The sequence below is a fragment of the Streptomyces sp. NPDC058664 genome, from assembly GCF_042716635.1.
In the GTDB taxonomy this organism is placed as follows: Bacteria; Actinomycetota; Actinomycetes; order Streptomycetales; family Streptomycetaceae; genus Streptomyces.
Map to the genome: position 1 here is coordinate 15,500 of NZ_JBHXRW010000006.1, position 26,414 is coordinate 41,913.

A 26,414-nucleotide genomic window follows, 5' to 3' on the forward strand; every position below is an offset into this window, starting at 1 on the left:
CTGTTTCCGTACGTGATCCGTTGTCGCATCGGATACATCTCTGTACCTTTTGGCGCGCCGTGCCCCACCCGCTCACCGAGGAGCCGTCATGAGCACCGTGCCTCCCGCGCTCGCCGCCGCCGTCGGGCCGTTGCCCGACGGGGTCGTCCTGCCGCTGCCGCCCACCTTCGGCTCCGTCGAGGAGGAGCGCCGGTACCGCAAGGAGCAACTCGCCGCCGGATTCCGGATCTTCGGAAGGTTCGGTTTCTCCGAAGGGGTCGCCGGACACATCACCGTCCGGGATCCCGGCGACCCGAACGCCTTCTGGGTCAACCCGTTCGGGATGAGCTTCGGTCAGATCAAGGCCTCCGACCTGATCCTGGTGGACCACGAGGGGACGGTCCTCGAGGGACGCCGGCCCGTGAACCGGGCCGCGTTCGTCATCCACTCGCGGGTCCACGCCGCCCGGCCCGACGCGATCGCCGCCGCCCACTCGCACTCCCTGCACGGCAAGGCGTTCTCCAGTCTCGGCATTCCGCTCGACCCGATCACCCAGGACGCCTGCGCGTTCTTCGAGGACCACGGGATCTACGACGACTACCGGGGCGTGGTGAACGAGACCGAGGAGGGCGAGCGGGTCGCCAAGGCGCTCGGCGACCACAAGGCGGTCATCCTCAAGAACCACGGGCTCCTGACCGTCGGCCACTCCGTCGCCGAGGCCGTCTGGTGGTTCGTCACGATGGAGCGCTCCTGCCAGGCGCAGCTCCTCGCGATGGCGGCGGGCACACCGCAGCTCATCGACCGCGAGACGGCGCTGCTCACCCGGGGCCAGGTCGGCGGTCACCTGGCCGGCTGGTTCCAGGCGCGCCCGCTGTGGGATCAGATCACCGCGTCCGACCCGGACCTCTTCGACTGATCCGCCTGATCCGCCGGGCCGGGGATCTCGCGTGTCGAGGCCTCCAGGAGCGGGGCGAGGAACTGGCGCTCCAGGCTGCCGGGCGGCAGGACGTCCGGTTCCACGTAGCTCTGCGCGAGACCGCCCTCGCGCAGGGCGATGAGGAGCCGCGCGAACCGGTCGGCGTCCACGGTCAGTTCGCGGCCCGCGCGGCGCAGCACGAGGGTGAGGCCGCGCGCGATCTCGGTCCGCAGCCGCTCGTCGTGGCGGGCGAGGACCCAGGCCGCCTGCGGGTCGCGGATGGCATGCAGGGTGAACTCGGTCGTGACCAGGTACCAGTCGCGCTCGTCCGGTTCGACGCGGGCGGCGAGTTCCGCGAGCCGGGTCAGGGTGTACTCCTCCGCCGTCAGCGCGTCGATCGACTCGGCGAGCCGGCGCACGGTCCGGTCGCTGTGCTCGTCGAAGAGGGCGAGGAAGAGTTCTTCCTTGCTGGCGAAGTTCGAGTAGTACGCGCCCCGCGTGTATCCGGCGCGCTCGCAGATCTGCTCGATCGTCGTCGCGTGGAAGCCGTGCTCGGCGAAGGTCTCCAGGGCGGCCTTCAGGAGTGCCGCGCGGGTACGGGGCCGCCTCCTGGTGACACCTTTCGGCACGGGTTCTTCCTCCTTCGTCGGGTGCCGCGTCCTGCGGCGGACGCCACCCTACCGGCGCCCTCATCCCGGGCGCGGATGAGCACCGGCGGATAAAATTCACGCATGGGAGAGCGACCCGTCGCGCCTGCGGCGCCTGACCTGGTCCTCGAGATCGACGGGGACGCGACCCGCATGGATCCGCATCGCGTCTACCGCGTCGGGCGGGACCCCACCAGCGACATCGTCCTCGCGGACGCGCGGGCGTCCTGGCACCACGCGGTGCTCAGCGCCGTCGGCGGCCGTTGGACGCTGGCGGACGAGGGCAGTACGAACGGCACCTACGCGGACGGCCTGCGGATGGCCGGGCAGCGGGAGGTGGGCCCCGGGACGGTCGTACGGTTCGGGCATCCGGAGGACGGGCCGCGCGGGGTCTTCTCCGCCGTGGCGCGGGCCGGCCGGGAGGAGGGCGCGGGCCCGGCGGGCCGTGCGGAACCCCTGACCGCACCGGAGTCCCCGATCACGCAGGAGCCCCTGACCGCACCGGGACCTCCGGTCGCACAGGAACCCCTGACCGCGCCGGAGTCCCCTGTCGTACCCGAGCCGCCCGCCGCCGTACCGGAACCGCCGGTCCCGCCCGCCGTCGCGCCGGAACCCCCGGTCGTACAGGAGCCTCTGACCGCGCGGGAGTCCCCGGTCGTACCCGAGCGGTCAGCCGTACCGGAATCGCCCGCCGTACCGGAACCACCGTCCCCACCGGAGCCCCGCCCCGGGCCCGACCACGACCGCGCCCCCGCGTCCCCGGCCGGCCGGCCCGCGTCCGCGCACCCGTCCGGAGCGCCTCCGCGGCCGCCCTCCGTCTCGCATCCCGCCGCCACCGGCACCTTCCGGCGGCCGACCTCCGTGCGGCCCCTGCCCGCACACAGCATCCGCATCGGCCGCGCCCCCGAGAACGACGTCGTCGTCTCCGACCTCGTCGTCTCCCGGCAGCACGCCGAGCTCCGCGCCCATCCCGACGGCACGTACTGGATCCACGACCTCGGCAGTCACAACGGCACCTTCCTCAACGGCGCTCCCGTCGTCGACGCCCGGGTGACACCGGAGGACATCGTCGGCATCGGCCGCTGCGCGTTCTGTCTGATCGGCGGGCAGCTCGTCGAGTTCACCGACACCGGCGAGGTCTCCCTCGACGTCCAGCGGCTCGCCGTGACCGTCGACCACGGACGCCGCACGCTCCTCGACGAGGTGTCCTTCCCGGTGGGCCAGAAGTGCCTGCTCGCGGTCGTCGGGCCGTCCGGCGCCGGGAAGTCGACGCTCCTCGGCGCGCTCACCGGCCAGCGCCCCGCCGACCGGGGCACGGTGCTCTACGACGGCCGCGACCTGTACCGGGACTACGCCGAACTGCGCCAGCGCATCGGGCTCGTCCCGCAGGACGACATCCTGCACCTCCAGCTCACCGTGCGCCGGGCCCTCGGTTACGCCGCCGAGCTGCGCTTCCCCGAGGACACCGTGCCGGCCGAGCGGCGGGCACGGGTGGACGAGGTGATCCGCGAGCTGGGTCTCGTGGAGCGCGCGGGGCAGCCGATCCACAGTCTCTCCGGCGGCCAGCGCAAGCGGGTGAGCGTCGCCCTCGAACTCCTCACCAAGCCGTCGCTGCTCTTCCTCGACGAGCCGACCTCCGGCCTCGACCCGGGCATGGACCGGTCCGTGATGCACATGCTGCGCGGGCTCGCGGACGACGGGCGCACGGTCGTCGTGGTCACCCACAGCGTGCTCAGTCTGGACGTGTGCGACCGGCTGCTCGTCCTCGCGCCGGGCGGCCGGGTCGCCTACTACGGGCCGCCGGGGGACGCTCTCGACTTCTTCGGGTACGAGCAGTGGCCGGAGGCATTCGAGGCCTTCGAGAACGACCGCGACCGCGACTGGGCCGGCCAGTACCTGTCCTCGCGCTTCCACCGCAGGTACATCACGGAGGCGATGGCCCGGCCGGACGTCCCCGTCCCCGGCGCCGCCCCGCCGCCGGAGCCGGCCCCGCCGCCGAAGGCGCAGAGCTGGGGTTCGCAGCTGCGGACGCTGGTGCGCCGGTACGCGGCGGCGCTCGCCGCCGACCGCACCTTCCTCGCCATCATGATCGCCCTGCCGTTCGTGATGGGCGCGATGGCCCGGGCCCTGTCCGAGGGAAGCCTCAACCCCGAGTCGACACTGAACGTCCTGCTCATCCTCTGTGTGGGCGGAGTCCTCACGGGCGCGGCGAACGCCGTGCGCGAACTGGTCAAGGAGCGCACCATCTACCGGCGCGAGAGAGCCGTGGGCCTGTCCCGCTCCGCGTACCTCGCCTCCAAGATGGTCGTCCTCGGCCTGATCACGGTGGTGCAGGCGGTCGTCCTGACCCTGGTGGCCCTGATCGGCGTGCCGCTGAACGTGCCCGGAGGAAAGGGCGTCCTGCTGCCCCCGCTCGTGGAGATCACGCTCGCCGTCGCGCTGCTCGCCTTCACGGCGATGATGCTCGGTCTGCTCGTCTCGGCGCTCGTCCGCAAGGAGGAGGTGACGATGCCGCTGCTCGTCCTCCTCGCGATCGTGCAGGTGGTGTTCTGCGGGGCGCTCCTGACCGTACGGGGCACCCCCGTCCTGGAGCAGCTGGCCTGGCTGGTGCCCTCGCGCTGGGCGTTCGCGGCGATGGGCGCGACGATCGACATCGGGAAGGTCGCGCCGAGCGACAAGACGACGGATCCGCTGATGCGTCACACGGCGGAGGCCTGGCTGTTCGACATGGGCATGATGGTGCTGCTCTGTCTCGTCCTGGGACTGCTCGTGGCCAGGCTGCTGCGCCGCCACGAGCCGGTCGTCATGCGGAGGTAGGCCCGTGAGCGTCCCCGTGCCCGAGTACGTGCCGGACTTCCGGCCCACCCATGTCGTACCGCGTGACGGTCTCGCCGCCTGGGAGGCGCCGGACCCGGCGCTGCCGACGGTGCCGCTCGACGCGTTCCTGCCGGTGCGCCTCGAGGAGCGGGCCGGTGACTGGGGGCGGATCCTCTGCTCCAACGGCTGGACGGCGTGGGTCGACGCGCGGCTCCTCGTCTCCGTACCCGACGACCCTCCTGCGGCGGGCCTGCCGCTCACCAGGACCGCCGATCCGCGCCCGCTGATCGCCCGCGCCGAGGACGCGCTCGGCCGCTACCGGCGCGCCGCGGAGGAGCTGGGGGCGGGCCGTCTCGACGGCGAGCGCTTCCGGCTGCGGACCCGCGGCCTGCGGGTGGGCATGGTCGTCGACGGCGAGTCGGTGTGGCTGTACGACGCGGAGCACGAGCGCTGGGTGTACTGCGACGGCGTGGGGCTCAGTACGTACGCCGCCTCGGCCGCGCCCTCGGTCGCCGCCGCCTCCTCCCCCGTGAACGAGCCGGGAAAGCCCGGTGGCGAACGGGACGGCGCCCCGCCCCCCGTGCACGAGCCGACCCAGGTGGTGGTGCTGGGCGACCCGTCCGCCGCCGCCGGGCCGCCGCCGACCCAGGTCGTGGAACGGCCGCCTACCCAGGTCGTGGAGCAGCCGCCGACCCAGGTCGTGGAGCGGCCGCCCGGCACGGCCGGTGAGGGCTGATGGCCGGCGGCGGGCCGCTCGACGACCCCGAGCTGCCGGCGGGCCGCCCCTCGGGGCTCCTCGGCAAGGAGATCGCGGGCTACCGCGTGGAGGGCGAGATCGGGCGCGGCGGCATGGCGGTCGTCTACCGGGCGCGTGACCTGCGGCTCGGCCGGACGGTGGCGCTGAAACTGCTCGCGCCCGAGCTGGCCCGCAACGACACCTTCCGCAAGCGCTTCGCGCACGAGTCGCGGGTCGCCGCCTCGATCGACCACCCCCACATCGTGCCGGTCTTCGAGGCGGGCGAGACGGAGGGCGTGCTGTACATCGCCATGCGGTACGTGGCCGGCCAGGACCTGGTGGCGCTGCTCGACCGCGAGGGGCCGCTGCCGCCCGTGAAGGCGGGACGGATCGCCGTCCAGGTGGCCTCGGCCCTGGACGCGGCGCACGCGCACGACCTGGTGCACCGGGACGTGAAGCCCGGCAACATCCTGGTCGCCGAGGGCACCGACCGCGACCACCCGGAGCACGTGTACCTCACGGACTTCGGACTGACGAAGAAGTCGCTTTCGCTCACCGGCTTCACCACGGTGGGCGAGTTCGTCGGCACCCTCGACTACGTGGCACCCGAGCAGATCTCCGGGAAGCCGGTGGACGGCCGCTGCGACGTGTACAGCCTGGCGTGCGTGGTGTTCGAGACCCTGGTGGGGGCGCCGCCGTTCCGGCGTGACACCGACTGGGCGGTCCTGTGGGCGCAGCAGTACGATCCGCCGCCGCCGCTCTCCGAGGTCCGGCCGGGACTGCCGGAGGCGGCCGACGCGGTGTTCGCGAAGGCGCTGGCGAAGACGCCCGAGGAACGGTACGGGACGTGCCTGGAGTTCGTCGCCCAGCTGCGCGGTGCGCTGGGTTCGGGCGAGGGTGGGAGCGGGGGCGGGGCGAGGCCCGTGATGCCGAGGGGACCCGAGCCCCTCGGCCCGCCGCCGGACCCGCCGGCGTGGGCGCGACCGGTGTTCCGCGAGCTGTAGGAGGCCGCCCGGCCGCCCTTCGCGGGAAGGCGTCTGAGTACGCCGCCCCCGCCTTCTGAGTACGAGGCCCTGCTCCGGCGCGGGAACCACGCGTGCGAGAGTACGTCCATGCCGGGCCGGGGGGCCGTGCGCAAAGGGCCTCGGGGCCGAAGAGGGGGAGGACATGGACCTGTTCGACGGAGAGCTGGGCGGACGGGACGATCACCACCTGGACACCGGGGGCGGCTGCTCCTGGTTCTACGCGGTGCTCATCGGACTCGTGGTCCTCGTGGTGGTCGCCTTCAACTGGTTCGTCGACCTCGTCAGGAGCCTGTTCTGACCCGTCCCGGGGCCAGGGCGTGTTCGGGAAGTCGCTCACGTCCCCGACGGCCGCGGCTGCTCCGGCGGAACCGAGCTCTCGGCAGCCGCCATCCACTGGTCCAGGTCGGTCTGGGTGAACTCCGTCCACGGTGGGATTCCGGGGAGTTGGCGGAGGAGGTCGTAGGCCTCGGGGATCTGGGCTCCGCGGAGGACCGGGCAGTGGCAGCCGGCGATGACCTCGGCGTTCAGGTGCTGGAAGTCGGTGACGACCGTCCCGAACTTCTGGGCGTCCAGCAGGGCGACCCAGGGGGAGACCAGGCGTCCGCCGAAGAACTGGCCGTCGCGGAATTCGTCCGGCGACAGCGCCCCCGTTTCGGGCACGGGGGTCGGCACGTTCGTGGCGAAGGTGTCCACGGCCCACAGGACGCCGGCCTTCGGGTCGAAGAGGGCGCGGGTCGTGGGGTTGTCGTACAGGGGCGGCCGCTTGGCGACCAGGGTGCGATCGCCCACGTCGATCGTGTCGCCGTCGGTCATGAAGCGGCACCGGTTGACGGGAGTCTCCCACTCCTCGGCCATGCGGCCGATGGAGAACCATGTCGTCAGCAGGGTCGCGTTCGGGCATTCCGCGAGGACCGCCAGGAGGTTGCCGGCGTGGTCGCGGTCGTCGTGCGTGAGGAAGATCCACCGTACGTCCAGGGGATCCACGACGGACCAGGCCGCCTCCAGCCACTGGGAACGCACCGCGGGTGCCCCGGTGTCCACGAGGATCGGTTCGGTTCCCCGGATCACCATCGAGTTCATCGGGAAGTGGCCGACCGGCGGGGCCTCGAGGGCCCACGGGATGACGAACGTCTCCTCGGCGATCTTGTACGGCTGCAGAAGGTTGAAACTCTTCGTGGTTGTCATCGCTGCTCTCCCTAGGACGGAGTCACCGCAGCGTCCATGAATCCAGTGCAGCCCCGTGCCGGACTGTCGTCAAACGCAGAACTCGTGACGGTCGGCTTCGGTGTCGACTTCGGTGAACGACGAGGGGTGCACGGTCGGCGCCGACCGGTCCCGGGCCGTGCTCGGGTGGGCGGCCGTCAACACCCATGGGTGCTGTGCGGGACTTTCGGAACACCCCCCGGGGCTACGTGCGGGCCGGTGGCCGCGGTTCCTCGATCTCACCCTTGCGGCGCACGCGGGTGGCGAGGAGTCCGCCGAGGAAGCCGAAGAACAGACCCCACAGAAGGGCGAAACCGGCCGTCTTCCAGATGTGCGGGCGCAGGAGCACCTCGCCGCCGAGCGAGCCGAGGTCGCCGATGCCGAGGATCGAGAGGCCGAAGCGGGCCTCGACCAGGGTGATGGGGGCGACGACCAGCATGGTCAGCGCGAACGCGACCCCCAGGTGCACGGCGTGCTGCCACAGCCGGATCCGGGCCGGCGAGCGGACCGCCGCCGCGAAGGCGGCGGCGAGGACCAGGACGGCGGCGACGGGGAGCAGCCACCAGGCCCGCGCGTCCTGCGCGGCGAGCGAGTTCAGGTCGATGGTGGAGAGGTCCGGGGTGTCGCCCGTGCCGCTTCCCTGGCGCAGCACGGCGTCGAGGACCTGTGGCATGGGCAGGCCGAAGGGGCCTTCGGCCCGGCCCTCCCAGGAGCCGCCGATGCCGACGCCGAGGGCGAGCCAGGTGACGTTCGGCAGGCCGAGCAGGAGGACGGCGAAGGTCTCCGCGGCGTGCCCCCTGGTCGCGGCGACGACCAGGCCGATGACCAGGCCGACGGCCACGTACGCGAGGAGCAGCAGGAGCATCGCGTGGGCCGCGGGCCTGACGGGTTCCTGGTAGCGGACGAGCCGGGGCGGCAGCGGGGTCCTGCGGGAGACGAGGAGAGCGATGGCGAGGACGCCCAGGATCCACAGGAGGCCGTAGAACAGGGTCGGTCCGAGGTCGGTGCGGAAGCCGACGGTGGGGTTCACGGCGTCGAGGAGCTCGCTGAAGAGGTCCTCCAGTCCGCCTTGTCCCTCCCCGCCGCCGATGGTGATCCGGAAGTCGTGCCGGGCGAGCGCGGAGAGGCCCGCGAGCGCCGCCAGCCAGAGGACGACGGTGCTCGCGGCGCGCAGCAGGAGTTCACGGGAGCTCGTGACGGCGTGGTGGCGCAGCGGGCGCAGGAAACAGAAGCCGGTGACCAGTGCGCCCACCAGGGTGACGGTGAGCGGCATGGCGGTCAGCTCCGCCTGGGTTCCGGCGAGGGCTCCGGCGTCGCCGGAGAGCTCGACCTTGCCGCCGGCGGCCATGACGACGACCGCGGCGAGGACGGCGGTGAAGCCGCCGGGGAGGTCGGCCGCGTCCGCGGCCCAGAGGCCGAGGCCCGCCGTGACGCCCATCGCGAGGTATCCGGCGACCACTGCCGCCAGGGCCTGGAGGGCGACGCGGGCGAGGAGCCCGCCAGTGGTCTCGGCGGGCCGGGTGGAGGTGGAGAGCCGACTGCTCACGCTGCCCACGCTAGTACCGGTGGCGGTCGGCCGCTTGCGGACCGGTGGAGCTCCCGGACGTGCCCGCGATCCGCGTGCTTCCGCTTGCGGGAGGGCACTGTTCCGCGCACACAATGGGCGCGGAACGGAAGAAAGGGAAAAACGTGACTTCCCACCCGCCGTCCGGCCCTCCGTCGTCCGGCCCCCCGTCGGTGCCTCCCGCAGGTCCCCCCTCAGGCCCGCTCTCGGGTCCGAGTACACGCCCCGGGAGCGCCGGCCCCCCGCCTCCCCCCGGACCACCCCACGACGGTTCGAGGGGAGGCGGGGGCGGCGGCGGTTCGTCCGGCGGCTCCGGCGGCGGAAGCAGCCGTGCGGATGGTCCCGGGAACGGCGGCGGCAAGGGCCCCTGGTGGCGCTCCGTCCCCAAGGTCGCCTCGGTCACCGCCGTCGCGGTGGCGGCCGCGGCCCTGGCCGTCGTCCTCACCAACGGCTCCGGCGGGGGCGGCGGCTCCGGGTCCGGTGGCGGCGAGGTCTTCCTGCAGAACGCGGCCGCGTCCGGCCCCGACCCGTTCACCCGGTCGACGGCCCGCACCGACCCGGCCTCCGCGCCGCCACCCTCCCTGCCGCCCCGTACCGCGTCCGCCACCCCCGAGGTGTCGGGATCGACGCCCGGCCTCTACGGCGGGACGCAGGCGGTGGCCAGTTGCGACGTGGAACAGCAGGTGCGCTACCTCTCGGGCGAGCCCGCCAAGAACGCGGCCTTCGCCTCGGTCGTGGGCACCTCCGCCGGGGACGTACCGCGCTATCTGCGGTCCCTGACCCCGCTTCAGCTCCGGGCCGACACCCGGGTGACGAACCACGGCTTCCGGGACGGCTCCGCCACCCCGTACCAGGCGGTGCTCCAGGCCGGGACGGCGGTCCTCGTCGACAGCCGGGGCGTGCCCCGGGTGCGCTGCGCCTGCGGCAACCCGCTGACCGACCCGGTGCCGCAGAAGGAGCCCCGGACGACGGGGACGCCGTGGCAGGGGTACAGCTCCTCCCAGGTGGTCGTGGTGGCGCCCGCCACGACGGTCGTGAACGTCTTCGTGGTGTACGACCCCGAGGACGACAGCTGGTTCGCGCGGAAGCACGGCGACACCGGCAAGCAGGACAAGCCGACCCCGCCGCCGCCCCCGCCGCCCACCACCTCCCCGTCGACCTCGACGTCGCCGTCCGAATCCCCGTCGACCTCGACGTCCTCGCCGCCGACGTCCCCTTCCGACACGTCCCCGTCGACCGACGCGTCACCGCCCGACACGTCGACGTCGACGTCGACCGAGTCGTCGGAGCCGGAGTCGGCGCCCGCCACGGAATCCCCGGCGGATCCGGGCACGAGCGAGCCGGCCGACCGCTCCGCCCCGGTCAGCTCTCCCGCCGACGTCTCCCCGCCGCCCCCGGCCGGCTCGGACACGGCCCCGGTCTCGGACTCCGCCCCGCCCCCGGCCCCCGGTCCGCAGGGCGGGCCACCGGTCCTGACCGCCGGTTCCGGCGGTCGCCCCGCGGCGGCTGGCGGCTGAGCAGCGCCTTATTCGGATGCCCGCCCACGACGGTCCGTGTACGGTCCACCGAGTGGAAGCATTGACCGACAAACAGATCCGTTCGTCCTTCGTGAACTGCACCAAGGGCGAGGCGGCCCGCCTCAAGCTGCCGCTCGACTTCGCCGAGCTCCCCTGGGACGACCTGGACTTCCTGGGCTGGGTCGACCCGGGCGCGCCGCTTCGCGCGCACCTGGTCGTCCCCCGCGCGGACGGGCCGGTGGGGGTGAGCCTGCGCGTGCCGGCCGCCGGCCGGACCAGCGCCGTGAAGTCGAGCATGTGCCAGGTATGCCTGACCGGGCACGCGTCATCGGGCGTCACGCTCCTCGTGGCGCCCCTCGCCGGAAGTCGTGGCCGCGAGGGGAACACCGTCGGGATCTACCTCTGCGCCGACCTCGCCTGTTCCCTGTACGTCCGAGGCAGGCGGCAGCCGAAGCTGCGGGGCCGCCGCCACGAGGAGTCCCTCACGCTCGACGAGCAGGTCGCCCGTCTGACGGACAACCTGGACGCGTTCGTCGACCGGGTGACGGCGGGCTGACCACCGGCGCCTCGGGCCCGAGGATCGACTCCCCGGACCCGAGGTTCGGCCCCCGGGGTCCACGGATCAGCGGATCAGCGGATCAGCGGAAGGCCTGCTCGCCGGTGAGCGCCTTGCCGATGACCAGGGAGTGGACCTCGCTCGTGCCCTCGTAGGTGAGCACCGACTCCAGGTTGTTGGCGTGGCGCAGCACCGGGTACTCCAGGGTGATGCCGTTGGCACCCAGGATCGTGCGGCACTCGCGGGCGATCGCGATGGCCTCGCGCACGTTGTTCAGCTTGCCCACGCTGACCTGCTCGGGGGTGAGCGCGCCCGCGTCCTTGAGCCGTCCCAGGTGGAGGGCGAGCAGCATGCCCTTGCCGAGTTCGACGGACATGTCGGCGAGCTTCTGCTGGGTGAGCTGGTACGAGGCGAGGGAGCGGGAGAAGACGATCCGGTCGCGGGCGTAGGAGATGGCCGTCTCCAGACAGTCGCGGGCGGCGCCGAGCGCACCGAAGACGATGCCGAAGCGGGCCTCGTTGAGGCAGCCGAGGGGGCCGGAGAGGCCGCGGGCCTCCGGCAGCATCGCGTCGGCGGGGAGGCGCACGTCCTCGAAGACCAGTTCGCTGGTGACGCTCGCCCGCAGCGAGAGCTTCATCCTGATCTCGGGGGCGCTGAAGCCGGGGGTGCCGGCCGGCACCAGGAATCCGCGGACGCCGTCCTCGGTGCGGGCCCAGACGACGGCCACGTCGGAGACGGAGCCGTTGGTGATCCACATCTTGGTGCCGTTGAGGATCCAGTCGGAGCCGTCGCGCTTGGCGTTGGTGCGCATGGCGCCCGGGTCCGAGCCGGCGTCGGGCTCGGTGAGGCCGAAGCAGCCGATGTACTCGCCCGCCGCCATCTTCGGCAGCCACCGCTGCTTCTGCTCCTCGGAGCCGTACTTCCAGATCGCGTACATGGCGAGGGAGCCCTGCACGGAGACGAGGGAGCGCAGGCCCGAGTCGACGGCCTCCAGCTCCAGACAGGCGAGGCCGTACGCGACGGAGTCGGTACCCGCGCAGCCGTAGCCCTCCAGGTGCATGCCGAGGACGCCGATGCCGCCGAGGGTGCGGGCGAGTTCGCGGGCGGGGATCTCGCCCTTCTCGAACCAGCCTGCGACGTGCGGGCGCAGTTCGCGGTCGGCGACGGCGCGCACGGTACGGCGGATCTCACGCTCCTCGTCGGTCAGCAGTCCGTCGACGGCGAGCAGGTCGAAGGGGTGGACGGGAGCGGAGCTGGGCTGCGACTTCACGGACGGCCTCCTGGCGGCTGTGGCGACTCGGCGTGCCGAAGCGTAGCGCCAGATCGAATATTGGATCCAGTATTGAAAATCCAATATCCGGACCGTACGGTCCGACTGGATCCGATCGCCAACGAGGGAGAGCGGAATGCGCGCAGACCAGCCGGGCACTCCCGAGACGCCCGGGACCTCGGGGATACCGGGGACCTCAGGGGCGCCGGGGACGCCGAGGACTCCGCTGGGCGGTGCCCTCTCCGGGATCGTCGTCGCCGACTTCGGCCGGGTGCTCGCCGGGCCGTACATGACGATGCTCCTCGCCGACCTGGGCGCCGACGTCATCAAGATCGAGCGGCCGGGTGCCGGCGACGACACGCGCGCGTGGGGACCGCCGTTCGCCGCCGGCGAGGCCACGTACTTCCTCGGGGTGAACCGGAACAAGCGCTCCGTCGCCCTCGACCTCACGGACCCGGAGGACCTGGCGACGGCCCGCGCGATCGTGGACCGCGCGGACGTCCTGGTGGAGAACTTCCGCCCCGGCACCATGGAGAAGCTCGGCCTCGCGTACGAGGACGTGCGGGCGACCAACCCCGGGCTCGTCTACTGCTCGGTGACCGGCTTCGGCACCGCCGAAGGGGCCCGGCTGCCCGGCTACGACCTGCTCGTCCAGGCCATGGGCGGCCTCATGAGCGTCACCGGTGAACCCGGCGGCCAGGGGACGAAGGCCGGGGTCGCCCTGGTCGACGTCATCACCGGGCTCCACGCGGGCCTCGGCGTCCTCGCCGCCCTCCGCCACCGGGAACGCACCGGCGAGGGCCAGCGGGTCGAGGTCTCCCTCCTCGGCTCGCTCCTCTCGGCGCTCACCAACCAGGCAGCCGCCCACCTCGGGGCCGGGGTCGTGCCGCGCGCGATGGGCAACCGGCACCCGAGCATCGCCCCGTACGAGGTGTTCGAGGCCCAGGACCGGCCGCTGGTCCTCGCCGTGGGCAACGACCGGCAGTTCGGGGCCCTGTGCGAACGGCTCGGCCTGCCGGGACTCGCCGGGGATCCCCGCTTCGCCACCAACACGGCCCGGGTCGCGCACCGGGAGGAACTGATCGCGGCGCTCGCCGGGCCGCTCGGCACCCGGACCGCCGACAGCTGGTTCGAGGAGCTCACCGCGGCCGGCGTGCCGTGCGGGCCGATCAACGACCTGGCCGCCGCCTTCGACCTCGCCGACCGGCTGGGGCTCGCCCCCCGGGTCCCGGAGTCCGCGGCCGGTCCCGGTCAGGTGGCCCATCCGATCCGGCTCGACGCCACCCCGGCCGCCTACCGCACCGCTCCCCCGCGCCTGGGCGAGCACACGGACGGCCTCCTCGCGGAGCTCGGACGGTCCGTCCACAGGGGATCGGCGGCGAACGGCCGCGCGTAGGAAGATGGTCGCCACCGGCGCGGCGACGCCCGGTGGGCAGCGTAAGGAAACGGAAGGTCACAGGCGATGAGCAGCGCGGTGCAGAAGAGGCGGCCGCAGACCGCCCAGCAGTTCGTCCTGGAGGAACTGCGGCGCGCCATCACCAGCGGGGAGCTCAGGCCCGGCGGGCAGATCCGCCAGGACGCCCTCGCGGCCCGCTTCGAGGTGAGCCGGGTGCCGCTGCGCGAGGCCCTGAAGGCCCTGGAGGCCGAGGGCCTGGTCGTCCATCACATCCACCGCGGGTACTTCGTCGCGGAGCTCTCTCTCGACGACCTGGAGGAGATCTACCGGATCCGGGAACTCCTGGAGACGGAGGCCGTGCGCATGGCCGTCCGGCGGATGCCCGAGGGCACGGTGGCCACGCTCGAACGCGTCCAGCGCGAGGTGGAGCGGGCCGCCGAGGACGGTGACGTGCCGCGGATGGCGGCGGCGAACCGGCTCTTCCACTTCACCCTGATCGAGGCGTCCGGCATGCCGCGCCTGGTCCGCCTGATCGCCACCCTGTGGGACTCCACCGACGCGTACCGCTCGCTCTACTACACCGAGGACCCGCACCGGAAGCAGGCCGTGCGCGAGCACCGCGCCGTCATCTCCGCGCTCCGCCACGGCGACGAGGAGGCCACCGTCCGGTGGCTCGACGAGCACCGGGCCCACGCGGTGGCGGCGCTGCGCGACGTCCTGGACCTGGAACGGGCCTGAGACGCGGTCCCCTCGGGGCGCCCGTCGGCGGTCCTCCCGTCCGGCCGTCGGCGCCGGGACGCCCGGTCAACGGGAAGCCTTCGTCTCGACCTTGAACAGGGGGTGGTCCAGGCCGTCGGCGAACTCCAGGACACCCGCCTGCCCGTCGGGCACCGCGAAGACGGTGGTCCCCCGCACGAACTCGCCGGGCCGGGGGTCCGGTTCGGTCAGCAGGTTCTCCTCGACGAGGCCGAGCGCCGCGCAGTTCCCGCCGATCTCCTGCTCGACCTTCGTCGTCTCTCCGTCCTTGCCGGTCCAGCGCGCCCTGGTCAGAGGCGAGGTGTCGAACTCCTCGGTGCTCGCGTTCTCGACCTTGAACTCCAGGCAGACGAACGTCATGCCCCGCTCGGCGACCTCGGGGTCCAGGTGCTCGCCCTGCGGAAGCCGGTCCGCCTGCTTCAGGGCGGTGAGGGTCACCTCGGCCGAGCTCGCCGGGATGTCGAAGAGGTCGTTGGGCGAGATGGCGACGGTCAGGGTCCGGCCCTGCTCGAGGGTGCGCACGTCATCGGCCGACGGACTGGGCGCGGCCGGGGCCGCGGCGGCCGGCACGGCGGCGGTACGGCCCGGGGCCTGCCCCTCGGCCCGGCCCGCCGTACCGTCACCGTCCCAGCCGGAGAGCAGTGCGGCGCCCGCGACCGCCGCGACACCGACGGCCGCGAGGCGTACGAGTCCTTGAGGGCGGCGTGGGTTTCCTCCCATGGCGACGGCTCCTTCCGGGCACTTCCCCGCCTCCAGCTTCCCCCCGGGGCACGAGGAACGCAGGTCGGCGCGGCGCACGGGGCGCACCGCCGGCTCTTGACGACTCCCCGGTGGTCGCCGCGCGGTCAGTCGGAGGTCCGGCCCGGTGTCCGCGTGCCCGTGCGGCGGGCGGCGCCTCCCAGGAGGAGGAGCGCCGACACGACGGCGACGGCCCAGGGGGCGCCGCCGGCCGAGTGCTCCGGGTCGACGGACATGCTCGCGGAGACCAGGCCCAGGAACGTGCCCGAGGCCAGCAGGCCGGTACCGGCGGGCAGGGAACCCGCCGTACGCCAGCGTCTGCGCGGAACCCAGAGGCGCAGCAGATCCGCCAGCATGGCAAGGGCGGCGAGCCGGGCCGTGATCCTGAACCCCAGGGGGGCGGTGGCGTCGCCGCCCGTGCCGAGGACCGTCGTCAGCCCGAAGAAGGCCATCGGGACGAGCCAGCCGAGGCTCGCCCGGACTCCGTCCAGGGCGGTGGCGCCGGCCGGGTCTCCGGCCGGGTCCGTCATGGCGCCCGCCGGGTCTCCGGCCAGGCCCGTCATGGCGCCCGTCTGCGCTCCGGCCGAGTCCGTGGTGTCGCTCGCCTGCGCTCCGGCCGGTCCGGTGACGGCGCTCGCCGGGGCCGCGGTCGGATCGGTGTCGGCGTACGCCGGGCTCGTCTTCCGGCGCGGGGCGGATTCCGGGGCGCGGGGAGCCGGGACGGCGGGCGCGACCGGGACCGGCCGGAGAGCCCGGGAACGGGCCCGCCGGTCACGGAGCCCCAGATCGCCGAACCGGTCCACGTGGGCGGACAGTTCGGCCTGGAGACCGAGCAGACGCTCGGCCATCGCGTCGAACTCCGCCCTGCGGCGCGCGGCCTCCTCCGCCGCCTCCGCCTCGGCGACGGCGAGGCGTTCCACGGCCTCCGTGTGGACGCGTACGGCTTCGGCCCGGGCCGAAGCCGCGAGCCGCGGGACTTCGTCCAGTTCGCCCTGGAGCCGGACCCGTTCGGTCTCGATGATCTCGGCGATACGGTGCCGCTGATCGGCCGGCAGTTCGTGCGGCGCGCGGGCCTCCGCACGGGCGAGGGCCTCTCGTCGCCACTCCGTCAGCGGGCGGCCGCGATGCTCGCCGATGCCGTTGATGTGGACCTTGCGGCCCTGCGTGCGGTGGATGTACAGCACCTCACCGCCCTTCCCGTTGGGGGCTTTCCCCCAGGAGACGCGTCTGAAGTCGGCGGCGGTCCTGACTCCCTGCGCGGCGAGGTCCCGGACGAGGCCGCTGCCGATGCCGTTCACCTGGCTCGCGGTGAGGTGCGTGCTCCGGAGCGCCTGGTCGACGGACTCGCGCCGCAGCACGGCGAGCGCCCTGCGCTCCTGGCTGTCGCGCTTCCCGTCGAGCCCGTTCAGCTTGCCCGTGAGCGACCGCTCGTTCTTGACCTGCTTCTCGTGGACGCGCTGGAGCGCCTTCCCGTGCCGTGCCTCGGCGCGGTCGCGCTCCCTGGCCTCGCGGTTCAGCCGTTGCCGGTCCGACACCTCGAACGCCCCCCGCTTCGCGAGGAGTCGCCGGTGCGCCTGGACGGACTCGACGATCCGCCGGCGCTCGGCGCGTATGCCCGAGGGGGTGGTGTCGTGCGGAGGGGTGGTGCTGTCGATCAAGAGGAGCTCACTCAGCGGTTCGGTCGTGGTGGGGCGTGGGGCGTGGCGGCGGCTGTGCTGACCGCGAGGCCGCCGCGATCGGTGTTCTTCCCGGGTACGCATGATGCCAGTGCGGCTGTACGCCTCGACGGCGCGGTCCCCTGGTTCCGCCAGGTCAGGCGTCCGCAACCGTGGTGCCCGGTGGCGCGTCTTCGACCCTGCCGGTCTGCGCACGGACGGCGGGACAGAACAAGGGGGAACCTGGGATGTTCGGAACCAGAAGAGGGGTGGCGCGCGGAGCGTTGCTGGTCACGGCTCTCGCGTTGGCGTCGGTCACGGTGGGGTGCCAGGACACGGGCGGCGGCGGAGAGGGCTCCGGATCAGGACCCGGGAAGCCCAGCGCCTCGAAGGCTCCCGGCGGCAAGCCGACCAAGGGCGAGGAACCGGCCAAGCCCTCGCCGACCGGGTCGAAGAAGCCCGGCAAGGACGCCTCGGCGGGCGCCCTCACCTGTGACCAGTTGCGGAACGCCGAACTACAGGGGCCGTCCCTGCGGCTGCCCGACGCCCCGGCGGGGACGATCGCCTTCACCGACGGGCGGTGGGAAGGTGACGGTGTGGTGATCGAGCTCCAGCCGCAGTGCGGCATCGGGGACGTGACGGGCGATCCGGCGGCGGACGCCGTGGCCGCCGTGAAGGTCACGACGGGCGGCACGGGCCGCTTCTACGGTCTCGTCACCTGGCGCAACGACGGCGGGACTCCCGTACCGGCCGCCGCCGCCTCGCTCGGCGACCGCACGCCGGTGGTGTCGATCGACGCCTCCTCGCCCGCTCCGCGGCAGGCGACCGTCGTCTACCTGACCCGCGGGGACGCCGACCCGGCCGCCGTCGTGACGATCCGGCGCACCGCCGTCTACCGCGTCACCGAGCCCGCCATGACCGAACTGCGCCACAGCGACACCCCGTACACCCCCGTCCCCTGACGCGTCCGGCCGTCCCGTCCCGCCGCGCGCACGGATCACGCGGCGGGCGGCGAGCGACGGGCGGCGCCCGTGGTGTCACCGGGCGCGGCTCTCGCCTACCCTTGCGCCGGACGCGAGGAGGAACCATGGGGCGGATGCCGTCGGCCGAACGACGCAGGCAGCTGGTCGAGGCCGCGATCAGGGCGATGACCAGGGACGGTGTCGCCCGGACGACCACCCGGTCGATCTGCGCCGAGGCCGGGGTCTCGCTGAGCGTCTTCCACTACTGCTTCGAGTCCAAGCAGGCCCTCCTGGAGGCCGCGATCGAGACGATCACCGGCACCTACGTGGCCCGGGTGATGTCGGCGGTCGAGCCGGGCGCCACACTGCGGGAGGCCGTGCGGGGGGCGCTCCAGACGTACTGGGACCACGTCACGGACCGTCCCGGCGAGCACATGCTCACCTACGACCTCACCCAGTACGCCCTGCGGGAGCCGGGGTTCGAGCACCTGGCGCGTGCCCAGTACGAGCAGTACGTGGTGTCGGCGGGCACCCTGGTCGAGCAGGTGCGCGCGCTGCGGGGCCTCGAACCGAGGGTGCCGGTGGAGACGATCGCGCGGTACCTGGCGGCCGCGATCGACGGTCTCACCCTGCAGTTCCTCGTCCTCGGCGACGAGAAGGCGGCCGCCGACCAACTCGACCTGGCGGCTGATCAGCTGGTGGTCATGTTCGAGGGGTGACGGCTCCCCCGACGGGTCCTGGTTCCGGCCGGTCGGCCTTCCCCGCCGTCAACAGGTCATCCGTCCCGGACTATTGACTCGCTCCACCGACACCGCGATCCTCGGGGCGCCCGGTACACCCCCACCGACCGGAGGCATCGCTGACCATGACTCGACCCCATTCGCGCGGGACCGGCGGCCGATCCGCCCTCCTGGCACTGCTCCTCGCCCTGGCCGCCGTCCTCTTCGGCTCCGCCCCCGTCCCCGCGGCCGACGCCGGCAGCTCCTGGTGGGAGCCCACGTCCCGGCCCGCGGCCGACTCGCGGATCAACGTCACGGGCGCCCCGTTCACGGGAACGGACGCGCAGGGGAAGGTGCGCGGCTTCGTCGACGCGCACAACCACCTGATGTCCGACGAGGGCTTCGGCGGCCGGCTGATCTGCGGCCGGACGTTCGCCGCGGGCGGCGCCGCGGAGGCGCTCAAGGACTGTCCCGAACACTATCCCGACGGTTCGGGCGCGCTGTTCGAGAACATCACCGGCGGCTCCGACGGCCACCACGACCCGGTGGGCTGGCCGACGTTCAAGGACTGGCCCGCCCATGACTCCCTGACCCACCAGCAGAACTACTACGCGTGGGTGGAGCGCGCCTGGCGCGGCGGGCAGCGGGTGCTCGTCAACGACCTGGTGACGAACGGCCTGATCTGCTCGATCCTGCCCCGGGACCGCGGCTGCGACGAGATGACGTCGATCCGCCTCCAGGCCCGGAAGACGTACGAGCTCCAGGACTACGTCGACGGGTTGTACGGCGGCCCCGGGAAGGGCTGGTTCCGTATCGTCACCTCCGCCGCGCAGGCGCGCTCGGTGGTCGAGCAGGGCAAGCTCGCGGTCGTCCTGGGCGTGGAGACCTCGGAGCCGTTCGGCTGCAAGATGATCCTCGACGTGGCCCAGTGCGACAAGGAGGACATCGACCGCGGTCTCGACGAGCTGTACGGGCTCGGGGTGCGGAGCATGTTCCTCTGCCACAAGTTCGACAACGCGCTCTGCGGCGTCCGCTTCGACTCGGGGGCCATCGGGACCGCGGTCAACATCGGCCAGTTCCTGTCGACGGGCACCTTCTGGGCCACCGAGAAGTGCACCGGTCCGCAGCACGACAACCCGATCGGGCTCGCGGCCGCCCCGGTGATGGCCTCCAAGCTGCCGCCGGGGGTGAGCGTCCCCTCGTACGCCTCCGACGCGAAGTGCAACACCCGCGGCCTGAGCCGACTGGGCGAGTACGCGCTGCGGGGCATGATGGACCGGGGCATGATGCTCGAGCTCGACCACATGAGCGTGAAGGCGGCCGGGCGGGCGCTCGACATCCTGGAGTCCGAGGAGTACCCGGGCGTCCTCTCCACCCACAGCTGGATGGACCTGGACTGGACCGAGCGGCTCTACCGCCTGGGCGGTTTCGTCGCCCAGTACATGCACGGCGCGGAGGGCTTCATCGGCGAGGCGGGGCAGAAGGCCGGGCTCCGCGAGAAGTACGGGGTCGGCCTGGGATACGGAACGGACATGAACGGGGTCGGCGGCTGGCCGGGCCCGGTCGGGGCGGACGCGCCGAACGCGGTGAGGTACCCCTTCCGCAGCTTCGACGGCGGAGCGGTGATCGACCGTCAGGTGACGGGTGAGCGCACCTGGGACCTCAACACCGACGGTGCCGCGCACAACGGCATGGTGCCGGACTGGATCGAGCAGATCCGGCTCAGCGGCGGCCAGGGAGTCGTGGACGAGCTGGCCCGTGGCGCCGAGTCGTACCTGACCACCTGGGGGGCGACCGAGAGGCACGAGCCGGGGGTGAACCTCGCGGCGGGCGCTGCCGCTTCGGCCAGTTCCTCGGAGTGGAACCCGTTCACGAGCTACGCCCCGGGCCGCGCCGTCGACGGGGACGTGGGCACGCGCTGGGCGAGCGACTGGTCGGACGACCAGTGGATGGGCGTGGACCTCGGGGCGGTCCGCCGGGTCGGCCGGGTCACCCTCGACTGGGAGCGGGCGTACGCGCGCCAGTACCGCATCGAGGTGTCCGAGAACGGCACGGACTGGCGGACGGTGTGGTCCACGGACGCCGGGGACGGTGGGTACGACACGGCGGAGTTCGCGTCGACGCCGGCCCGCTACGTACGGTTCCACGGCGAGCGGCGGGCGACCCGGTGGGGCTACTCGCTCCACGAGATCGCGGTCCACAGGGCCTGAGGAACGGGACGGGAGCGGGGCCGGTCGGACCGCCGATCCGACCGGCCCCGCAGCCGCCGTCAACTCCCCGTCGGTCCGGTCCAGTCGGCGGGGATCCTGGCGAGCCGCACGCGCTGGGGGTGGTCACCGACGTCCACGGAGGCCACGCGCCGGCCGGTGGCGAAGTCGATCGCGGTCACCCGGTCGGCGCCGCTCTCGGAGACGACGCAGGACCGTCCGTCGCCGCTCACGGTCGCCCAGTACGGCTTGGACGCCTCGACGAGCGGGCCCTCCTGGAGCGTGGCGCGGTCGACCACCGTGGCGTAGTCGTCCATCGTCCCCGCGACGCAGATCCTGCCGCCGTCGGGGCTCATCGAAAGGCCGTGGTGGCGCGAGTCGTTGACCCAGGTGGTGCGGTCGGGATCGGTCGCCGGGGCGGCGGGGAGCTCCTTCACCCGGGTGATCCGGTCCGTGGCGATGTCGTACTCCAGGAAGCCGTTGAAGAAGGAGACCTGGAAGTAGAGCTTCTTCTCGTCCGGTGTGAAGACGAGCGGGCGGACGGCGTCGGAGAGGTCATCGCGCCCGAAGGCGTCGAGGCGTCCGCGCATGTCGATGACGCGGACGGTCTCGAAGGTGCGGGCGTCGACGACGGTGATGCGGCGGTCGCCCTTGGTCCAGTCGAGCCAGGGGGCGTCGAGTGCGGTGGTGACCTCGCCGATGGACATGTTCCACAGGAGGCCGTCGGAGGTGAAGACGTTCTCGTGCGGCTTGTCGCCCGTCGCGAAGGAACCGAGTTCACGGCCGGTGGTGATGTCGAGGACGTGGACCGTGTTCCCCGTGGAGGCGGAGACCGCGACGCGGGTGCCGTCGGGCGAGACGGCCATGTGGTCGGCGCGGTGACCGGCCACCGCGAAGCGCCAGTTGATCCGTCCGGTGCGCAGGTCGAGGGAGACGACGTCGGCGAAGCTGGGCCGGGAGACGACCATGGCGGAGCCGTCGGGGGTCGCGTACATGTCGTCGACGAACTGGTCGTGGCCCTCCCCCGGGCCGCTGCGGACGCCGAGGAAGAAGGCGAGCTTGACGGGGTTGAGATAGATCTCCCGGAGGCGTTCCCGCTTGTCGGGGATCACGTTCAGGCGTCCGATGCGGTGGAAGTCGCCCCGGGCGGCGATGACGTCGGCCGTTCCGTCCCAGTTGTTGCCGACGAACATCGCCTCGCGGAGCCCGGCGGACGCGGGCCCCTCGGCCGCGGGCCCCTCGGGGGCGGCCGCTCCGGTGCCGCCGGCGGTGGCGACGAGGGCGAGGGCGACCGCGACGGCCGCGGCGAGGTGACGGGCGCGGCGCGGGCGGGTGCGGGAGGTGCCGGGGGCGCCGGAGGCGCGGGGGCTCGGCACGAGCGTGCTCGACGTGCGGGGAGAGGGCATGCGGGGGTCCTTCTTCCGGCTCGCAGGGGTGGACTTACCCGAAGTAACCATGTACATGCCAATCTCGCAAGCCTGCCGCGCACCCCGTTTCGCAGGCGCCTCGTCCCACTCCGGTGCCCGGTGGGAGATCATGGAATCCGGAACCCCGAAGGGACGGAACGGACGATGAGGCACCGCAGTGTCGCCGACCTGATGACGCCGACCGCGGTGGCGGTGCAACCCGGGACCTCGTTCAAGGAGATCGCGCGGCTCCTCGACGAGTACGGCATCACCGCGGTCCCCGTGGTCGACGAGGAGAACCGGCCGGTGGGCGTGGTCTCCGAGGCGGATCTCCTGAGGCGGCACACGGCGAAGGACGGGCCCAGCACGGCGGAGGCCATGATGTCGAGCCCCGTCGTGACGGCCCGGCCCTCCTGGACGGCGGTCGAGGCCGCCCGTCTGATGGAGCGGCACCGGGTGAAGCGGCTGCCGGTGGTGGACACGGACGGACGGCTCATCGGGGTGCTGAGCCGGAGCGACCTGCTTCAGCTGTTCCTGCGGAGGGACCGCTCGATCCAGGAGGAGATCCGCGAGGACGTCGTCGTCCGCATCCTGCGCCTCTCCCCCGCCGCCGTGCACATCGACGTCGACGAGGGCCGCGTCACGCTCAGCGGCACGCTGGACCGCCCGGGGATCGGCCCGATCCTCGTCCGGCTGTGCGAGACGGTGGACGGGGTGGTGGAGGTCGCGGACCGGCTGGCGTACGAGGAGGCCGAGGGGGCGGCGGTCCGGTCGGACGGGTCAGGGCCGGACGGGCCGTGACCGGCCGGGATCCGCGGGCCCGGTGGAGATCCGCGAGGTCGGGAACCCGGCGGAGGCCCCTGGGTGCCGGCGAGGAACCGGCGGGGAAGCTCTCGGCGGGCTCACCCGCACTCGCGGCAGCGGACCCGTCCGCACTCGCGGAAACCGGCGGGAACCCGCTGGGAACGGCTCATGGCCCGTGCGGAGGGCCGACGGCGACGGGCCGCGCCACGGCGCGCGCCCGGACGGGGCCCGACGGACGGACGACGCCCCGCCGGGCCCTCGCCGCGGGCGGCGGTCCCGTCAGGTGACCGCCTCCGGCCAGCCGTATCCGGGGCCGGTGTGCTGGGGAACGGTCCCCGCGCCCACCGCCTCCATCTCCCGGTTGGCCTCCCGCATGAGCTTGCCGGCCAGGTCCTTCATCGCCCGGCTCGCGGCGAGCTCGTCACCGATCGCCGGCACGTCCACGTCCGCCGGGTTGCACCGGGCGGAGCCGTGACCCGTGAGGGTCGAGCTTCCGGTGCTCAACCGGGCCTCGGCCTTGGTCATGCCGCGCTCCTCGACCAGTTCCACGCCGACCGTCCACTCCAGGGTGCGGGTCATGGCCTGCCTCCTCGTACTTCGAGCCGCGCACGACCGATGCACGGCCCCGTTCCCTGTCTCCAGGATCCATCGGTCCGGACCGGAACGCACGGGGACGGCGGACGGGTGCGGCACGAGCGCCCCGTGGCAGCGGGGCCGTCCCCCGGAACCGGGACGGTCGGCCAGGTCGTCGCGCGTGCGGCCCGGCGGGTAGGGGCACCCGGTCGAACCGGGTGCGCGGGGTGTCCGGATGATAGCTGTCATGATCAATACATCTCGCACCGCCGGCACCTCCCGGCGCGGTGTGCTCACCGCGCTGGCCGCCACCGCGGCCGCTGTTCCCCTCGCGTCCCTGCCCGCCGCCCCCGCTCGCGCCGCCCAGGCGGCCGGCACGGCCGCCGCTCCCGCCCTGACACCGCTCGCCGCTCCCGTGACCGGCCTCGGCGCCCCCCGGTCCGCCGTGACCGTCGCCGCCCTCAACGCCGACTGGTTCGGCCCCGTGGCCCTCGGCACCCTCAGTGCCGACGTGCTGCCCGGCACCCCGGCCCGTACCGAGGTCACCTCCGGCGGCAGGCGCGTCGCGCTCCTGACGCACGGCGCCCGCACGGTGCTCCTTCCCGGCCCCGAGCGCACCTTCACCGAGAACAAGCGGCCCTTCGTCGACGACTTCCGGCGCACGCTGCCGGACCTGGCGCTCCCCGAGGCCGACCGCGCGTACTGGGGCACCGCCCCCGGCGGCGGTGGCTGGACGACGCTCGGCGGCTCCGCCACCGACTTCTCGGTGACCCCCGGCGCCGGCGTCATCAACCTGACCACGGACTACGCGAGCCGCCACGCCAGCGTCCGCGACGGCGAGATCACCGACGTCGACGTGCGCGCGGTGGCCAGGTTCGACAAGGTGCCCACGGGCCAGGCGTGTTCGTACGCCCTGTCCTTCGGTTACCAGGACTCGCACAACAACTACCGGGCCCGGCTCTCCTTCACCACCACGGGGGCCGTCGAGCTCCGCGTCGAGAAGGAGGTCGCCGACGCCGTCACGCAGTTGGCGCCGGCCGTCCCCCTGGCCACCGGAGTCGCCGCCGGCACCGACTGGACCGTCCGGGTCCGCCGCGAGGGCACCAGGATCCGGGCCAAGGCCTGGCGTACGGCCGGCGCCGAGCCCACCGCCTGGACCACCGAGGCCGACGACGCCACCTTCGGCAAGGGCCGGGTGGGCCTGCGGGCCCTCGCCAACGACGGCTGCACCAACCTGCCCGTCAAACTGACCGTCAGCCGTTTCGAGGTCACCGACGCGACCTGGGAGGCCCCGCCGACGGTCACCCACGGCGACTGGGTGCGCGTCCTCGACCAGCCGTTCGACGGCACCTGGACCCCGGCCCTCGAGACCCAGATCCGCGCCTGGGCCGGTTCGACCGCGCCCGACGTGCTCGCCTTCGCGGCCATGTTCCTGCCGGGCGCGCCGGCCGTGACCGCGGGCGCGGGCACCGCCGCGGGCAGGCAGGTCCTGGGTGAGGCCGGCTACGGCTACCTCGACCCGCAGGGCAACCGCTACGAGGGCGCCGACTTCCACGAGTACATGAACACGGGCTGGACCTTCCCGGACGGTACGTACACCGGCCCGTCCAGTAAGCAGGTCGGCAACCTGGACTGCTCCGGCTACACGCGGATGGTGTTCGGCTACCACCACAAGGTCCCGCTGGCGGCCGGCGCCGACACCTCGGGCACGCGGCTGCCGCGCAAGTCCCGCGACATGGTCGACCACGCGCCGGGCGCCCGGATCGACCAGACGGCCGGCGGCGCGGCACCGGCGGCGGCCCTGCTGCAGCCGGGCGACCTGCTCCTCTTCAACGCCGACTCGGGCGACGACGGCCCGACCGTCACGGTCGACCACGTCGGCATCTACCTGGGGCAGGACACGAACGGCAAGCGCCGCTTCCTCTCCAGCCGCAAGACCGGCAACGGACCGACCATGTCGGACCTGGCGGGCTCCTCCACCCTGGACGGCACGGGCACGTACGCCACGAAGCTCCACACCGTGCACCGCGTCTGACGCACACCCCGGTGTCCCTTATCCCGCGGGACGGCGGCGTACGCGTGTTCCCATGGCTGCCATCGGAGTTCCCATGGCAGCCATGGGAATCCCCATTGGAAAGCTTTCCGGGACGCGGCTACGTTCGAGGACATCGCCACCCCGACGGTCTCCGACCGGGGCGCCGGGTGAGCGATCACCACCCTCCGGGCCGGACCCCGGCCCGTACCTCCCGGGAGAAACCCCATGCCCAAGATCCTGTTCGTGATGACCGGCACCGACCACTGGACCCTGGCCGACGGTACGAAGCACCCGACCGGCTTCTGGGCCGAGGAGGCCGCCGCCCCGTACGAGGCGTTCACGGCCGCCGGGTACGAGGTCGTCGTCGCCACCCCCGGCGGTGTCGTCCCCACCGTCGACAGGAGCAGCCTCGCCCCGGAGTTCAACGGCGGTCAGGAGGGTGCCGACAAGGTCGCCGCCACCCTCGACTCGCTCACCGCGCTCCAGCACCCGCTGCGCCTCGAGGACGTGGATCCGGCCGACTACGCGGCCGTCTTCTACCCGGGCGGCCACGGCCCCATGGAGGACCTCGCCGTCGACGCCACCTCCGGCAGGCTGCTGGTCGAGGCCCTGCGCTCCGGCAGGCCGCTGGCCGTCGTCTGCCACGGCCCGGCCGCGCTCCTCGCCGCCACGGACGCCGACGGCTCGAACGCCTTCGCCGGCTACCGGGTCGCCGCCTTCACCAACGACGAGGAGACCCAGTCCGGCTTCGCCGACAAGGCGAAGTGGCTCCTGGAGAACCGTCTCACCGAAGCCGGCCTGGACGTCCGGGTGGGCGAGCCGTGGGTGCCGAACGTGGTCGTCGACCGCAATCTCATCACCGGCCAGAACCCGGCTTCCTCCGCCCCGCTGGCCGCCGAGGTCCTCAAGGTCCTGGGCGCCTGACGGCGCGTA

The 26,414-nt window shown here is 73.2% G+C and carries 23 protein-coding genes; 15 read left to right on the top strand and 8 right to left on the bottom strand.

Annotated elements, in window-relative coordinates; genetic code table 11:
• Positions 1–88 precede the first annotated feature (88 nt).
• Complete coding sequence (locus tag ACFWUY_RS06890) at positions 89–895, top strand: class II aldolase/adducin family protein (protein WP_384102864.1); 807 nt, start codon at positions 89–91, stop codon at positions 893–895.
• On the opposite strand, the gene ACFWUY_RS06895 is transcribed toward ACFWUY_RS06890, so the two are convergent.
• On the bottom strand, positions 859–1,524 hold the full coding sequence (locus ACFWUY_RS06895; protein WP_384102866.1) for a TetR/AcrR family transcriptional regulator: 666 nt from the start codon (positions 1,522–1,524) through the stop codon (positions 859–861). The genes ACFWUY_RS06890 and ACFWUY_RS06895 overlap by 37 nt on opposite strands.
• A gap of 102 nt (positions 1,525–1,626) precedes the next feature.
• On the opposite strand from ACFWUY_RS06895, the gene ACFWUY_RS06900 reads away from it, so the two are divergent.
• The 4 genes from ACFWUY_RS06900 (at position 1,627) to ACFWUY_RS06915 (ending at position 6,418) form a co-directional block, all read left to right on the top strand.
• Positions 1,627–4,359 (top strand): FHA domain-containing protein, encoded by a 2,733-nt coding sequence (locus tag ACFWUY_RS06900; protein ID WP_384102868.1) that lies wholly within the window; start codon positions 1,627–1,629, stop codon positions 4,357–4,359.
• Between the two features lie 4 nt (positions 4,360–4,363).
• Complete coding sequence (locus ACFWUY_RS06905) at positions 4,364–5,095, top strand: hypothetical protein (protein WP_384102870.1); 732 nt, start codon at positions 4,364–4,366, stop codon at positions 5,093–5,095.
• Positions 5,095–6,099 carry a serine/threonine-protein kinase gene (locus ACFWUY_RS06910; RefSeq protein ID WP_384102872.1) on the top strand — a complete coding sequence of 335 codons (1,005 nt, stop codon included), beginning with the start codon at positions 5,095–5,097 and terminating at the stop codon, positions 6,097–6,099. Before ACFWUY_RS06905 ends, ACFWUY_RS06910 begins: the two co-directional genes overlap by 1 nt.
• Before the next feature lie 163 nt (positions 6,100–6,262).
• A complete protein-coding gene (locus ACFWUY_RS06915) occupies positions 6,263–6,418 on the top strand; it encodes a hypothetical protein (RefSeq protein WP_384102874.1) in 156 nt (51 codons plus the stop codon).
• A gap of 35 nt (positions 6,419–6,453) precedes the next feature.
• Here the strand turns inward: ACFWUY_RS06915 and ACFWUY_RS06920 are convergent, their stop codons facing one another.
• Both ACFWUY_RS06920 and ACFWUY_RS06925 read right to left on the bottom strand, forming a co-directional pair.
• Complete coding sequence (locus ACFWUY_RS06920; RefSeq protein ID WP_384102876.1) at positions 6,454–7,305, bottom strand: MBL fold metallo-hydrolase; 852 nt, start codon at positions 7,303–7,305, stop codon at positions 6,454–6,456.
• A 223-nt stretch (positions 7,306–7,528) separates the two neighbouring features.
• On the bottom strand, positions 7,529–8,878 hold the full coding sequence (locus ACFWUY_RS06925) for a streptophobe family protein (RefSeq protein ID WP_384102878.1): 1,350 nt from the start codon (positions 8,876–8,878) through the stop codon (positions 7,529–7,531).
• A gap of 104 nt (positions 8,879–8,982) precedes the next feature.
• On the opposite strand from ACFWUY_RS06925, the gene ACFWUY_RS06930 reads away from it, so the two are divergent.
• Together ACFWUY_RS06930 and ACFWUY_RS06935 are read left to right on the top strand one after the other, a co-directional pair.
• Entirely contained in the window at positions 8,983–10,404 is a 1,422-nt protein-coding gene (locus tag ACFWUY_RS06930; RefSeq protein WP_384102880.1) for a DUF6777 domain-containing protein, read from the top strand.
• A 16-nt stretch (positions 10,405–10,420) separates the two neighbouring features.
• Positions 10,421–10,960 carry an FBP domain-containing protein gene (locus tag ACFWUY_RS06935; protein WP_384102882.1) on the top strand — a complete coding sequence of 180 codons (540 nt, stop codon included), beginning with the start codon at positions 10,421–10,423 and terminating at the stop codon, positions 10,958–10,960.
• Between the two features lie 82 nt (positions 10,961–11,042).
• Here ACFWUY_RS06935 and ACFWUY_RS06940 read toward each other — a convergent pair whose 3' ends face one another.
• Entirely contained in the window at positions 11,043–12,230 is a 1,188-nt protein-coding gene (locus ACFWUY_RS06940; RefSeq protein ID WP_384102884.1) for an acyl-CoA dehydrogenase family protein, read from the bottom strand.
• 136 nt (positions 12,231–12,366) lie between these two features.
• Here ACFWUY_RS06940 and ACFWUY_RS06945 point away from each other — a divergent pair, with 136 nt between their 5' ends.
• The gene (locus ACFWUY_RS06945) at positions 12,367–13,626 is read left to right on the top strand and encodes a CaiB/BaiF CoA transferase family protein (protein ID WP_384102886.1); all 1,260 of its coding nucleotides are present in this window, start codon (positions 12,367–12,369) and stop codon (positions 13,624–13,626) included.
• 66 nt (positions 13,627–13,692) lie between these two features.
• Positions 13,693–14,364, top strand: coding sequence for a GntR family transcriptional regulator (locus ACFWUY_RS06950; protein WP_384102888.1), 672 nt, complete (start codon positions 13,693–13,695; stop codon positions 14,362–14,364).
• 66 nt (positions 14,365–14,430) lie between these two features.
• Here ACFWUY_RS06950 and ACFWUY_RS06955 read toward each other — a convergent pair whose 3' ends face one another.
• Complete coding sequence (locus ACFWUY_RS06955) at positions 14,431–15,102, bottom strand: hypothetical protein (protein WP_384102890.1); 672 nt, start codon at positions 15,100–15,102, stop codon at positions 14,431–14,433.
• 125 nt (positions 15,103–15,227) lie between these two features.
• Positions 15,228–16,778, bottom strand: a complete 1,551-nt coding sequence (locus tag ACFWUY_RS06960; protein ID WP_384102892.1) for a hypothetical protein — start codon at positions 16,776–16,778, stop codon at positions 15,228–15,230.
• A gap of 245 nt (positions 16,779–17,023) precedes the next feature.
• On the opposite strand from ACFWUY_RS06960, the gene ACFWUY_RS06965 reads away from it, so the two are divergent.
• The 3 genes from ACFWUY_RS06965 to ACFWUY_RS06975 all read left to right on the top strand — a co-directional run bounded on the left by ACFWUY_RS06965 (position 17,024) and on the right by ACFWUY_RS06975 (position 20,666).
• Positions 17,024–17,737, top strand: a complete 714-nt coding sequence (locus ACFWUY_RS06965) for a hypothetical protein (protein ID WP_384102894.1) — start codon at positions 17,024–17,026, stop codon at positions 17,735–17,737.
• Between the two features lie 125 nt (positions 17,738–17,862).
• On the top strand, positions 17,863–18,456 hold the full coding sequence (locus ACFWUY_RS06970; protein ID WP_384102896.1) for a TetR/AcrR family transcriptional regulator: 594 nt from the start codon (positions 17,863–17,865) through the stop codon (positions 18,454–18,456).
• Positions 18,457–18,602: 146 nt separating this feature from the next.
• Positions 18,603–20,666 carry a discoidin domain-containing protein gene (locus tag ACFWUY_RS06975; protein WP_384102898.1) on the top strand — a complete coding sequence of 688 codons (2,064 nt, stop codon included), beginning with the start codon at positions 18,603–18,605 and terminating at the stop codon, positions 20,664–20,666.
• Positions 20,667–20,725: 59 nt separating this feature from the next.
• Here ACFWUY_RS06975 and ACFWUY_RS06980 read toward each other — a convergent pair whose 3' ends face one another.
• Positions 20,726–22,069, bottom strand: coding sequence for a YncE family protein (locus ACFWUY_RS06980; RefSeq protein ID WP_384102900.1), 1,344 nt, complete (start codon positions 22,067–22,069; stop codon positions 20,726–20,728).
• A gap of 165 nt (positions 22,070–22,234) precedes the next feature.
• Between ACFWUY_RS06980 and ACFWUY_RS06985 the strand changes: the two genes are divergently transcribed.
• Entirely contained in the window at positions 22,235–22,870 is a 636-nt protein-coding gene (locus ACFWUY_RS06985) for a CBS domain-containing protein (RefSeq protein ID WP_384102902.1), read from the top strand.
• Positions 22,871–23,152: 282 nt separating this feature from the next.
• Here the strand turns inward: ACFWUY_RS06985 and ACFWUY_RS06990 are convergent, their stop codons facing one another.
• Positions 23,153–23,452, bottom strand: coding sequence for a DUF1876 domain-containing protein (locus ACFWUY_RS06990; RefSeq protein WP_384102904.1), 300 nt, complete (start codon positions 23,450–23,452; stop codon positions 23,153–23,155).
• 241 nt (positions 23,453–23,693) lie between these two features.
• Between ACFWUY_RS06990 and ACFWUY_RS06995 the strand changes: the two genes are divergently transcribed.
• Both ACFWUY_RS06995 and ACFWUY_RS07000 read left to right on the top strand, forming a co-directional pair.
• The gene (locus tag ACFWUY_RS06995; RefSeq protein WP_384102906.1) at positions 23,694–25,481 is read left to right on the top strand and encodes an NlpC/P60 family protein; all 1,788 of its coding nucleotides are present in this window, start codon (positions 23,694–23,696) and stop codon (positions 25,479–25,481) included.
• Between the two features lie 225 nt (positions 25,482–25,706).
• Positions 25,707–26,405, top strand: a complete 699-nt coding sequence (locus tag ACFWUY_RS07000; RefSeq protein WP_384102908.1) for a type 1 glutamine amidotransferase domain-containing protein — start codon at positions 25,707–25,709, stop codon at positions 26,403–26,405.
• Positions 26,406–26,414: the final 9 nt, after the last annotated feature.

Coding starts and splice junctions, on each gene's coding strand:
- ACFWUY_RS06900 (WP_384102868.1), top strand. CDS start 1,627: ATGGGAGAGCGACCCGTCGCGCCTGCGGCGCCTGACCTGGTCCTCGAG.
- ACFWUY_RS06995 (WP_384102906.1), top strand. CDS start 23,694: ATGATCAATACATCTCGCACCGCCGGCACCTCCCGGCGCGGTGTGCTC.
- ACFWUY_RS06990 (WP_384102904.1), bottom strand. CDS start 23,452: ATGACCCGCACCCTGGAGTGGACGGTCGGCGTGGAACTGGTCGAGGAG.
- ACFWUY_RS06915 (WP_384102874.1), top strand. CDS start 6,263: ATGGACCTGTTCGACGGAGAGCTGGGCGGACGGGACGATCACCACCTG.
- ACFWUY_RS06985 (WP_384102902.1), top strand. CDS start 22,235: ATGAGGCACCGCAGTGTCGCCGACCTGATGACGCCGACCGCGGTGGCG.
- ACFWUY_RS06920 (WP_384102876.1), bottom strand. CDS start 7,305: ATGACAACCACGAAGAGTTTCAACCTTCTGCAGCCGTACAAGATCGCC.
- ACFWUY_RS06950 (WP_384102888.1), top strand. CDS start 13,693: ATGAGCAGCGCGGTGCAGAAGAGGCGGCCGCAGACCGCCCAGCAGTTC.
- ACFWUY_RS06975 (WP_384102898.1), top strand. CDS start 18,603: ATGACTCGACCCCATTCGCGCGGGACCGGCGGCCGATCCGCCCTCCTG.
- ACFWUY_RS06970 (WP_384102896.1), top strand. CDS start 17,863: ATGGGGCGGATGCCGTCGGCCGAACGACGCAGGCAGCTGGTCGAGGCC.
- ACFWUY_RS06910 (WP_384102872.1), top strand. CDS start 5,095: ATGGCCGGCGGCGGGCCGCTCGACGACCCCGAGCTGCCGGCGGGCCGC.
- ACFWUY_RS06980 (WP_384102900.1), bottom strand. CDS start 22,069: ATGCCCTCTCCCCGCACGTCGAGCACGCTCGTGCCGAGCCCCCGCGCC.
- ACFWUY_RS06955 (WP_384102890.1), bottom strand. CDS start 15,102: ATGGGAGGAAACCCACGCCGCCCTCAAGGACTCGTACGCCTCGCGGCC.
- ACFWUY_RS06945 (WP_384102886.1), top strand. CDS start 12,367: ATGCGCGCAGACCAGCCGGGCACTCCCGAGACGCCCGGGACCTCGGGG.
- ACFWUY_RS06890 (WP_384102864.1), top strand. CDS start 89: ATGAGCACCGTGCCTCCCGCGCTCGCCGCCGCCGTCGGGCCGTTGCCC.
- ACFWUY_RS06935 (WP_384102882.1), top strand. CDS start 10,421: ATGCCCGCCCACGACGGTCCGTGTACGGTCCACCGAGTGGAAGCATTG.
- ACFWUY_RS07000 (WP_384102908.1), top strand. CDS start 25,707: ATGCCCAAGATCCTGTTCGTGATGACCGGCACCGACCACTGGACCCTG.
- ACFWUY_RS06930 (WP_384102880.1), top strand. CDS start 8,983: ATGGGCGCGGAACGGAAGAAAGGGAAAAACGTGACTTCCCACCCGCCG.
- ACFWUY_RS06965 (WP_384102894.1), top strand. CDS start 17,024: ATGTTCGGAACCAGAAGAGGGGTGGCGCGCGGAGCGTTGCTGGTCACG.